General features: G+C 40.6%; 7 protein-coding genes and 3 pseudogenes. 3 read left to right on the top strand and 7 right to left on the bottom strand.

Annotation, left to right across the window (positions count from 1 at the left end; all coding sequences use genetic code 11):
* Positions 1-209: 209 nt before the first annotated feature.
* Together add and B9T29_RS16600 are read right to left on the bottom strand one after the other, a co-directional pair.
* The gene (add, locus tag B9T29_RS11645; RefSeq protein ID WP_086176088.1) at positions 210-1,232 is read right to left on the bottom strand and encodes an adenosine deaminase; all 1,023 of its coding nucleotides are present in this window, start codon (positions 1,230-1,232) and stop codon (positions 210-212) included.
* Between the two features lie 312 nt (positions 1,233-1,544).
* Positions 1,545-1,775, bottom strand: a pseudogene (locus B9T29_RS16600) (haloacid dehalogenase); the annotation flags it as partial.
* On the opposite strand from B9T29_RS16600, the pseudogene B9T29_RS11635 reads away from it, so the two are divergent.
* Positions 1,766-2,035: pseudogene (locus B9T29_RS11635) on the top strand (DDE-type integrase/transposase/recombinase); the annotation flags it as partial. The pseudogenes B9T29_RS16600 and B9T29_RS11635 overlap by 10 nt on opposite strands.
* A 169-nt stretch (positions 2,036-2,204) precedes the next feature.
* Here the strand turns inward: B9T29_RS11635 and B9T29_RS11630 are convergent.
* The 3 genes from B9T29_RS11630 to B9T29_RS11625 all read right to left on the bottom strand — a co-directional run bounded on the left by B9T29_RS11630 (position 2,205) and on the right by B9T29_RS11625 (position 4,119).
* The gene (locus B9T29_RS11630) at positions 2,205-2,906 is read right to left on the bottom strand and encodes a VIT1/CCC1 transporter family protein (protein ID WP_086176087.1); all 702 of its coding nucleotides are present in this window, start codon (positions 2,904-2,906) and stop codon (positions 2,205-2,207) included.
* Positions 2,907-3,225: 319 nt separating this feature from the next.
* Positions 3,226-3,372, bottom strand: coding sequence for a hypothetical protein (locus B9T29_RS16300; protein ID WP_171264042.1), 147 nt, complete (start codon positions 3,370-3,372; stop codon positions 3,226-3,228).
* A 396-nt stretch (positions 3,373-3,768) separates the two neighbouring features.
* On the bottom strand, positions 3,769-4,119 hold the full coding sequence (locus B9T29_RS11625; protein WP_086176086.1) for a DUF3147 family protein: 351 nt from the start codon (positions 4,117-4,119) through the stop codon (positions 3,769-3,771).
* A gap of 224 nt (positions 4,120-4,343) precedes the next feature.
* Here B9T29_RS11625 and B9T29_RS11620 point away from each other — a divergent pair, with 224 nt between their 5' ends.
* Positions 4,344-4,853: a MerR family transcriptional regulator gene (locus tag B9T29_RS11620; RefSeq protein WP_171264041.1), complete on the top strand. Its 510-nt coding sequence runs from the start codon at positions 4,344-4,346 to the stop codon at positions 4,851-4,853.
* Positions 4,854-5,009: 156 nt separating this feature from the next.
* A pseudogene (locus tag B9T29_RS11615) lies at positions 5,010-6,345 on the top strand (ISNCY family transposase).
* Positions 6,346-6,842: 497 nt separating this feature from the next.
* Here B9T29_RS11615 and B9T29_RS11605 read toward each other — a convergent pair.
* The gene (locus tag B9T29_RS11605) at positions 6,843-7,961 is read right to left on the bottom strand and encodes a Fic family protein (RefSeq protein ID WP_086176083.1); all 1,119 of its coding nucleotides are present in this window, start codon (positions 7,959-7,961) and stop codon (positions 6,843-6,845) included.
* Between the two features lie 712 nt (positions 7,962-8,673).
* Positions 8,674-10,725 (bottom strand): TonB-dependent receptor, encoded by a 2,052-nt coding sequence (locus B9T29_RS11600; protein WP_228146603.1) that lies wholly within the window; start codon positions 10,723-10,725, stop codon positions 8,674-8,676.
* Positions 10,726-10,771: the final 46 nt, after the last annotated feature.

The raw sequence follows: 10,771 nt of genomic DNA, 5'->3' as shown, positions 1-10,771 counted from the left end.
GTTATGAAATTTTTTAAACTAAGAACAGTAGACAGTAGTTTATGGTTCGTATAAACAAAAAACAGGCTGATAGTTTTTTTGATATTTTTAATAATCTTTCTCTCTAAAGGTGGTGAGGATATAGACACTTTAGACGGGTTCTAATACACCATTTTTAAGGTTTTTGGTGTACTGCTAAATTAAGTAATTAGCTATAGTAGAACAAGTGGTTAATTGATTCCTGGAAAGGCATTACGCTGCGATACTTTCTCTTGAAGCTGCTGTTTTTCCTGAGCGGATAAAAAGGCGATGCTCAAACCGTTTTTCTGCGCTTGTCGGATTTGTGCTTCGGACAAGCCTGCCTGCGCTGCTGCGTGTAAATATTCATGTTGAATATCAATGCCTTCAACTGCAGGGTCGTCACTGTTAATCGTGGCTAAAATGCCATGTTCAAGAAAGGTTTTAAGCGGATGTTGAGCAATATCGGCAACGGTACTGGTTTGCAGATTTGAGGTAATGCAGGACTCAATCCCGATCTGATGTTCAACTAAATAATCCAGTAATTTTGCATCTTCCACAGCTTTCACCCCATGCCCGATACGGGTTGCACCGAGGGTTTGAATCGCTTGCCAAATACTGCTTGCACCTGCGGCTTCGCCTGCATGGATACTGATGTTCCAGCCTGCATCACGAGCTTGCTTGAAATGATCAATAAACAGTTCCCCTGGAAAGCCCAGTTCATCACCGGCCAAATCTAGTGCGGTAATCTGGTCACGATGAGTCAGTAAGGCATCCAGTTCTTGCTGACAGCGAGCTTGCCCAAAGGTACGACTCATAATACCGATGAGCTTAGCAGGAAGATCAAAGTCACGGCTGCCTTGCTGAACGCCATCAATCACGGCTTCGACTACGCCAGCCAGTGGAAGTTGATGGCTCATCGCCATATAAAAGGGTGAAAAGCGCAGTTCGACATAGTCCAAACCTTGCTGTGCTGCATCTTGCATATTTTCCCATGCGACACGGCGGCAGGCTTCCAAATCACCCAAGACTTTCACGCCGCAGTCCAGTTTGCTTAAGAAGCTCAGCAGGTCGGGCTGATTGTCCATGACCTGAACATGCGGCAGTAGTTCGGGCAAGGTGTTGGCAGGTAGTTGAATCTGAAATTGCTGCCCCAGTTCTAAAATGGTTTGCGGACGGATATTGCCATCGAGGTGGCGGTGTAAATCGGTGAGCGGGATATTTTTATCAATCATTATTATTCACTTAACGGTTTATCCAGTCAAAAAAAGCGTGATGTCCTCACAGCATAATCGGAAGTGGATTCATTCGGCTACTGCATAATCATATATGCTGTAGTGAATTTGATGAATAATCAGTTAGATATTGACTCGTATTACACAATATATAGTTAAATTCTAAAGGCTGTAGAACGTAAATATTTTTGTAAAATACCATTTTATAAGGTTTTTGGTGTACTGCTAAATTAAGTAATTGGCTATAGATATGATGAGGCGAGCATAACTGACCTCATCAATATAGGTTCTTTTATTCTGTTAAATTCTAGGGCTCGGTCTAAAGTTGTTACACATCTCCTCGACATACATTGATGCTAATCGTTCCTGTTCAGGATTCAAACGAGTTGCATCTTCGATATCGGCCTGATCAAGTTAATATTGCTTAAAAATGTTGTACTTAATACGAAGTTGTCGGTAAAGATTTTGGTCAGTCAATTTGGAAACCATGCGGTTCACGACCGTATCACAAAAGTAGTGCTGATCTAGAATCTGCTCAGCCACGGTTAAAACGGGAAGGAAAATGTCCAATAGACTTTGAGCACAGGCAGGTTAAGTATAAAAATAACCTGATCGAATGTGATCATGGCAAGCTAAAGTGGATCATCAGGGCCACGTTAGGATCCAAATCGATGAAGACGGCTTATGCCACAATTAAGGGTATTGAAGTCATGCGTGCACTACGTAAAGGACAAGCTTCGTCATTTTATTATGGTCAGCCTCAGGGTGAAGTGTGTCTAATGAATAGAGTTTTCAGTCTCTAATCACTTTTTAAAGGGAACATCATCGATTTAAATTTCTATTTGCAACAGTGCCCTAAGAACATACTTGTGCTTGGGCATAAGCGTCTAGCAGTAGAAATCACCGTCCTTAAAGGACGGTGAGGATGTCAAATCCATCATGGAGAGAGTGCGGAACATATAAAAAGCGCTCTTATGCCACGCTCACATTAAATAATGATCCGATCCAGGAGCTGAATAACATCGCGATAATGCCCCAAAGCATCACCCGAATTGAGCCTCTCCAGATACTGACTCCGCCCACATAACTGGCCAGTGCACCCATAACGCCAAGACTTAATACCCCAATCAGCATGACGCCTTTCTCTAAGTATTGCTCAGGCAGCAGCATAATGGAAATTAAAGGAAAGAGTGAACCGATTGTAAATGCAGTGGCTGAAGAAAACGCAGCGCGAAATGGCTGGGCAGAGGTATGATCTAAAATACCAATTTCATCACGAGCATGGGCATCTAAAGCATTATGTGCGGTCAGCTGGCGGGCGACTTCTTCAGCTAAAGTGGATTGTAATCCGCGTTGTATATAAATATTTTTTAACTCATTCAATTCATGTTCGGGATGGCGTTGCAGTTCACGTTCTTCCATCTCCAGATCATTCTGTTCAATGTCTTGTTGGGATTTAACCGAAATATATTCACCCGCAGCCATTGATGCAGCCCCAGAGATCAATCCGGCGATACAGGTCACCAGTAGGGTATGGGTAGATGCGCCACTGGCCGCTATTCCCACCACCAGACTAGTGACTGAAATAATCCCGTCGTTTGCCCCCAGCACCGCTGCACGCAACCATCCAGCACGTTCAATATAATGTTTTTCAATATGATAAGAATGGCGCACAATAAACTCTCTTGCTGTTATCCACATGATTATAGTCAATATAGGATGACGAAACCTTAATTGAGCGAGACAATAGCGAATATAATCCCTATCCATAGCTATCCTTGCCATTTTGAATAACTTGCTTTAAATACCCATCAATCCAGGACTGCATCCCAGGCTTGATATCATTGGTATTTCGTTCACTGGCGATCAAATTAAGATTCAGATAATAGGTCTCTTTCATAAATTAAAAAATGTTCAATATTAGATTTTTTTAAATCAGCATGGCCTCATATTTAATTGATTTTATTTTGATACCTTTGTGTAGGCAATCTCTCTACTTTTGAAAGGTCAAAATGAGGATCTCAGAATATATTTTGAGTCCGCAAGAAAAACCTTTTGTTTCCCATACACGACTTCCTGAGCCAGTTTTAAGCACTGCTTTAAAATGCAGCGCAAGGGATGGGAAACGTGTGGCATCCATGCCACACTCATGAATCCAATATTTGCTAAAAATCTATTTTCAATTTTGGTTTTAAGAACAATTTTTAGTTTCTAAAATGATTTATGAAAGAAGCTCAATCTTCAAGTTTGAAAATTAAGCTCTAATCAATACTATTTTTTGAATGCTTTTCCCACTTGATGGGGGCAATCATAGAAGGGGGAATAAAAAAGCCCGAGTTTGGTATACACAGCTTCCCAATGATGCTTATTCATATCATGTCGTTCCACTTTCAATTACCTAAAGAGTGGGCATATTGAAAAATCTACTAATCTCTACAAGGCTTTTGATCATCCCTAAGGTTGTGGGTTTTAGTGAAATGAACATTTCCGTAAAAAAGGATTTATCCTGATTCAATCTGAGTAATCGTTTCATCCTTTACATTAAATCAATACCGAAATGGTGCAAGATAGCGGCCCATGCCAAAAAAATCACAAGGGTCATTACACAACAAAGGGCTAGAGCTGGCCAAAATCCATAACGCTGATACAGGAGGGGAAATGCTAAAAACATCGGTAAGGTCGGCACTACATACCAAAAAGTGTACCAGGCATGATTTGAAATTTTCTGTGGATCTTGATGCTCAAGTTTCATCCATATCAGCACCAGTACCGTTACAATGGGTAAGGCTGCAATCAACCCGCCTAAACGGTCACTACGTTTGGCCACTTCTGAAATAAGTATTACCATCCCAGCTGTGAGCGCATACTTAGCAATAAGCCAGACCATGTGCATTTCCTGTAATTAATCAAAATTTTATTTTATAGCGGGTTGGAATCAGTTACATATTTTATTTCATCGATAGCTGAGGAGCGATAATGAGCTGTCAGCCTAAAATAAAAATGACTGTGCTTTGGGTATCCTTAATTTGTGAAATAAATCATTTTTCCAGATTGACCTGTCTATAAGTAAAGGGTTTACCTTAATTCAACAATGAACGAATGACAAAAAATATGCTTACTGTATCCCGCTTAGCTAAAAGTCTCAATTTATCGAGAACCACCGTTCTTTATTATGAGAAACAGGGTTTATTAAAACCCAGATTTATAGCTGAAAATGGTTACAGATGGTACGGTGAAAGTGAGATCGAGCGACTGAAAAGTATAGTCTCTTATCGCGCTTACGGACTATCAATTTCAGATATCCGCTTGCTTTTAGAACCGTGTAGCATATCCCAAGGTCAAATCTTGGAAAATCATTTTAGGGCATTGGAGAAAGAGATTAATAACTTAAGGGGTCAGCAAAAAGCCATCATTGAGTTATTAAAAAAATCAATTTTATTAAAGGAAAAGTTCATGAATAAAGCGAAATGGGTAGAAATTATGACTGCTGCTGGTTTATCAAAAGAAGATATGATGAAGTGGCATCAAAAATTTGAAGAAATGGAGCCTGAAGAGCATCAGAAATTTTTAGAGTCACTAGGAATTTCACCAGAGGAAATTTCACGGATTCGCAACCTCTAGTATTTCCTCTCTTTGAGTCTAATCTCACAATATTTAACATAATGTAGATTATACGAAATGCTAATGTTAGAACCCATTTAAAGTGTCTGTATTCTCACCAATAAAAATGTCTAGTTTATGATGGTTTTTATCACCATGGACTGGATATAAATATAGATGCTGATCACTATGTCTGATAAAGAAATTCAACGTCTTGCTGTTCTGCAAGACGTTCGAGATCATCGTATTACCCAAGTCCGTGCTGCTGAAATCCTGAATCTTTCCACCCGTCAAATTACCCGGTTATTGCACAAGCTTAATCAAGATGGTATTTCAGGCATGATGCATGCCAGTCGTGGTCAACTGGGCCATCATCGTCATGATGACTTGTTAAAATCAAAGTGTCTTTCCATTATTTCTGAACATCTGCTGGGCTTTGGACCCACCTTGGCCCATGAGAAGCTCAGCAGCATATTTTCCCTGAATATTCCGGTAGAAACGCTTCGGCGCTGGATGACGCCAATGAGCTCTGGATTCCTCGATCCAAGCGCCTGAAGCGTTCATATCAGCCACGTTATAACCGGGATTGCTTCGGTGAGCTGATCCAGATTGATGGCTCATATCATGACTGGTTCGAAGGACGCGCTGCTAAGTGCTGTTTATTGGTGTATATCGATGATGCCACAGGAAAGCTGTTGCATTTGCGCTTTTGTGAGGCGGAAACGACCTTCGACTATATGCTTTCAACCCGAGCCTACATTGAACAATACGGTAAGCCTTTGGCCTTTTATAGCGATAAACACTCGGTATTCCGAGTCAATCAGAAATCCAGTCAGGACAGCAAGATCACGCAATTTGGGCGGATTCTGAACGAGTTAAACATTGATATTATCTTCGCCAATTCCCCACAGGCCAAGGGTCGCGTAGAACGTGCCAACCGAACCCTTCAGGACCGTCTGATCAAGGAAATGCGCCTGGAAGGCATCTGTTCGATTGCTGAAGCCAATGCATGGCTACCCTGCTTTATTGAGCATTTCAATCAGAAGTTTGCCAAGTGTGCGCGAAATTCAAAGAACTTACATCGGCCCCTAACCGAATCTGATCTTGAACTGGCTGATATTTTTACCTGGCAGGAACCGCGCAAGGTCACCAAGAATCTGACGATTACCTATGACAAGTGTATTTATCTGCTTGAACCGACAGAGCGGAATCATAAGCTTGTTGGGCAATACATTTCATTTCTAGAGTACCCGGATGGTACTGTGACCATCATGCACGAGGAAGAAAAATCAATTACAGCATCTTTGATAAATTAAGTCAGCTCAACCAGCGAGAGGTTGTTGAAAATAAACGTTTGGGTTCTATATTAGCTCATATTCAACAGCAGCATGAAGAACTGGAACAACAAAACAAACGCAATCGTTCTCAAAAGATGCCAAGCAGACGTGCACAGAAAACAGCAATTCAACAACGAAATCTGAATCCTGGGCTTGACTTAGAAATGTCCATATAGGACATTTCTATTTGGTTATTAGGTAGGACATTTCTACTTGGGAATAACAGTATTTTAAAAAGTAATTATTTATCAATTACTTAATCCAATAAATCCAAAACCCAAAAGATCAAAAAACACACGTTTTAACAACTCGTGTGTTTTTTAAGCAAATCTGTAATGTTTAGCCAATAAAATAGGCTAAAAAACGCTCAATTCTGGCATTTTTGCCCGGTTATCAAGCTTCCAGGATATGAAGTTATCCCCAATTTCTGCGGATAAACCTGGGACAGTTTTTAGCCGGTCTTGTACGCATATGCTCACATCAATTCCGGCCCTTTGCTGCTGTCGAGGTTCCTGAAATTTTTCTATGATGGATTCATCAGGAACAGGAAGTTCTACACAATAATAAGAATATAGATACACACAAGGACAGTAAGGTACGACAGGAGTTATACCGAGCGAACCCATACGAAAAACCCCGGCAGGATACCGGGGTTTTTTATTGCTTAGAATATCTATAACTGAGTATTGATCTGATAGCGTGTATTACGTCCACCACCTTCCAATTTGACGATACATTTTTTCTCAAGTAAGTCGGATAAATGGCGAGTAGCTGTTGCCTTACTGATTTTAGCAACCTTTTGATATTGTGAAGCACTAATACCATGTTCAAAGCCATTTTCTCCACCGTCTAATAAACGATTTAGAACTTTGCGTTGTTCTTCACTCAGGGCTAAATTTGAATATTTATGCCAAAACTGACTTTTAAACAATGTTCGACTGATCTGCGCTAAGGTTTTTTCAAGGCTATCATTCAATGTGTCTAGAAACCAAATCAGCCAATCTGTGATATCAGAATCATTTTTTTGGGTTTGTTCTAATACCTCATAGTAACTTTTACGTTTGTTTAATATCGTAGTAGACATTGCATACAAACGGATGCTCTTTTCATCCATTTGAGCTAGAGCAAGGTCTGTAAGTGTACGTGTAATACGGCCATTACCATCATCAAAAGGATGCAGAGTAACAAACCATAAATGGGTAATGCCTGCACGTAACAGAGGATCAAGCAATGAATCATTCAGACTCTGATTAAACCACTCTATGAAGGCATTTAAGCGATCTTCTAAGCCTGCTCTTGGAGGTGCTTCAAAATGTACTTTAGGGTAATCCAATCGACCTGAAACGACCTGCATAGGCTCTGATCCCCTAAGTTTACCAATCCGTAAACGTTGCATTGTCCAGTCTGGATCATTGAAAAGCCAACGATGCCATTGCATGAGACGCTCAACAGTCAGTGGTTGCTTAACATCGTTAAGCGCATCTAGCATGATATTGGCTAAACCTTCTGATCGATCTGAGCTTGGATAGGGCTGTTCAAGAGTGACACCCAAGCGTTGAGCTAAAGATGATCGCAATGAAAAAACATTGATGGTTTCATTTTCAATTGCTGATGAAGCAACAAGATTGGCAAGTAGAGTATCTAGAGTGAATTGTTCTTTTGCTAAATCATGCTGACTTTGTCCAAGAAGAATCCCTATTTTTTGATGTATCTGTCTGGTTTTAGGTAAGATAATGGAATCTTGCCATGTGAAATTTGTCCAGTTTTGTGCTTTCCAAATCCATTCCTGCATTTTCAATCTTTCTCTAAACATCTAAGATGAGTTGAATATAGCATATATTTGGCTCAAATAATGAGCCAAATATATTGATTAATTAGCTCATCTATTTATCTAGGACAGTTCTACTTGGGTTCTAACAATTGGATTTCGCATAAGAGATTTATGTTAAACAGATACTCAAAAGGCCCATGAATAGGGCCTGTTAGAAACCATTTAAAGTGTCTGGTCTAAGTTGGCAGCCCATTTACTGATGTTACGCAGTAAATAAAAACAGTTGCATTAAAATGTAAGTTCCAGAACAGAAAACAATAATGATAAGTTCTAGCACCAGAAGTGTGAGGTAGAGCAGCAGACCTACCTAACAGCCAAACATGAAAAAGCCCAACAGGATGATCTGACCCCCAAAATTAAGTCTGGACTGCTCCCAGTATCCTAGACACGAGACAGCCTCATTTTGAAGCTGCTTTAAATGCGTCTGGATCTGAAATTGTCCCCATTTCTTGTGGATAAAATTAGCGAGTTAACTGTCTATTTTACGGAGTCGAATACATAGGGACCATCTTGCGATAGTCTTAAATGGTTCATTTTTAAACTCTTGGGTATATTGCACATTGTTGTCCACTCATAAAGTTCTCTCCTAAGCAAAAAGAATAGACTAAATTTGTCTAGGAGAGTGGCAGTAGTCCACCAGCTTAACTGGTGATACTGCCTGATTTTTTGTATGTTAGAATACTTTCTTTATCGATAGCCCAACATTAAAATTTCTTCGATCTGCGGGCTCAAAGAAACGGCTATTGCTATCATTCACAATCACGGAACCCACATAGTTTCGATCAAACAAATTATCGACTCGTGCATAAGTATTGATTTTCCAGTCTTTATTGACCCACAAATAGCCAATATTTGCCGCAACAACGGTATAACTCGGTGCAGTATCGGAATTGATATCATCGACGTAGATTTTGTCCATATAACGTGCTTCCAAACCCGCCTGAAAGCCCTGTTCAAGTTGCCATGCCAAGCCTACAAAAGCTTGATTCTTGGCAATACCAGGCATGTATGTTCCTTTTTGTATCAGCGGTTTAGTTGTGGTCGCTGGAATATCAGCATCAAAAGTCGCATCTAAATAACTATAACTGGTTCGAACATTGAGTGCTTGCCAGAGCTGTTTTTGCCACGACAGCTCTAGCCCTTCACGTAAGGTTTTTTCTGCATTACGAAATGTACTCCGCCCACCATTGGCATCGTCAGGCACAATGTCATTTTTAGTTTCAGTGTGAAATACAGCAAAAGTAAATAACCCTAAGGTATTCTGCGATTTTAAGCCAAGTTCTGCGGTATCACTGGTCGCAGGTTTTAAATTAAAGTTAATGCCTGAAGTCCCTACTGTAGGATAGGCCATCTCGGTAAAGGTTGGTGTTTCGAAGCCTTTACCATAGCTAGCATAAGTATAAAGCTCAGGTAATATATCCCAACCTAAAGCGACAGTTGGAAGTAACTTTTGATAATCTGTTGAACCACTGTCATCACCATTGCCTGTGGTGATGTAATGATCATCGGACTCATAATGCACATTGCTATAACGTAAACCTGTATCTAAATGCCACTGTGGTAAAAACTGCCATGAGGCTTGGATGTAAGGATCGAGATTCCATAAGGTATTGATTTCATCGCGACGTAAATTACCTTTCACACCATAACGGCCTGTCGCATCAAAGTTTTCATACCCCTGACGATCTTCCCGCATCTGATCAAATGCCAAACCTGCAATAAATGTAGTATTCGGCAAAAGTTCTTTCCCCGTCCAACGGAAATCTGCACCATAATAATCTCGATCAAAATCGATCACGCCCCCTGCATGTCGTGGATTTTTTTGGGCACTACTCGGGATCGACTGATATTGCACAACCTGTCTATTGCCAAAATAGACCATGCCATACAACTCTTGCTGATCATTCAGGGGTTTGTTCCATGTCAACCCTGTTTGGGTTTGTTCAATTTCTTTACGCACATCGTAGATATTTTTAGCATCATTCACTTGCTTCGGATTAGCTTGCCATTGCGCACGGTTTAAACCTTGAGGATCATCTGCCTCAATTTTTGTACGGTTTATGAGCCAATTAATCTTACTACCATCCTCCAAATTCCAAGTGAGCTTGGCATTATTCAACACTTTTCGCGCAGCGCTATGATCACGGAAACCATCCGTATCAAAATAGGAAGAACTGATCACATAGGCAGGTTGATTGGCTTGGTCTGAACCCCCTTGTAATTGAATATTGGCTTGTTGTTTATGGTGGCTGCCTGCATTTACCCCCACTTGGATTGAGTCTTTCCCTTGACCTTCTTTGGTCTCGGTTAGAATGGTTCCACCCGATGAGTTACCATAAATGGCAGAAAATGGACCTGTTAAAACTTCAATATTGTCTAAACTGTCTAAGTCAATATTGGAGCTTTGTCCCTGACCGTCGGGCATGGTTCCAGGAATACCATCGACATACAGTCGTATCCCACGCACACCAAAAGTAGAACGCGCACCAAAGCCACGCATGGAAATTTGCAAATCTTGCGCGTAATTTTCACGGTTATTGATTTGTAAACCCGCCACACCTTGCAATAGTTCAGACACATTCACATTCGTGCTGAGTTGAGATTCTGGAGCTTGCACTTTCTGTATAGAAGCTGGTGCCTGTAATAATTTACTTTCAGTGCGCACTGCTTGGACTTTAATCACAGGAAGTTGATATTCGGCTATATCTTGAGCATGCAATGCCATCGACTGTAAAATAACCGTTGTCAAAAACGCATAGTTAAAGGGAAAT

It is taken from the genome of Acinetobacter sp. ANC 3903 (assembly GCF_002135315.1).
Lineage (GTDB): Bacteria > Pseudomonadota > Gammaproteobacteria > Pseudomonadales > Moraxellaceae > Acinetobacter.
Note: the sequence above shows the minus strand (reverse complement) of the source record. Positions and strands in the feature narration are given on the sequence as shown.

What these genes read in the sequence shown, in the direction of transcription:
- B9T29_RS16300 (WP_171264042.1), bottom strand. Translation starts at nt 3,372, where the DNA reads ATGGATGCCACACGTTTCCCATCCCTTGCGCTGCATTTTAAAGCAGTG.
- B9T29_RS11605 (WP_086176083.1), bottom strand. Translation starts at nt 7,961, where the DNA reads ATGCAGGAATGGATTTGGAAAGCACAAAACTGGACAAATTTCACATGG.
- add (WP_086176088.1), bottom strand. Translation starts at nt 1,232, where the DNA reads ATGATTGATAAAAATATCCCGCTCACCGATTTACACCGCCACCTCGAT.
- B9T29_RS11620 (WP_171264041.1), top strand. Translation starts at nt 4,344, where the DNA reads ATGCTTACTGTATCCCGCTTAGCTAAAAGTCTCAATTTATCGAGAACC.
- B9T29_RS11625 (WP_086176086.1), bottom strand. Translation starts at nt 4,119, where the DNA reads ATGGTCTGGCTTATTGCTAAGTATGCGCTCACAGCTGGGATGGTAATA.
- B9T29_RS11600 (WP_228146603.1), bottom strand. Translation starts at nt 10,725, where the DNA reads ATGGCATTGCATGCTCAAGATATAGCCGAATATCAACTTCCTGTGATT.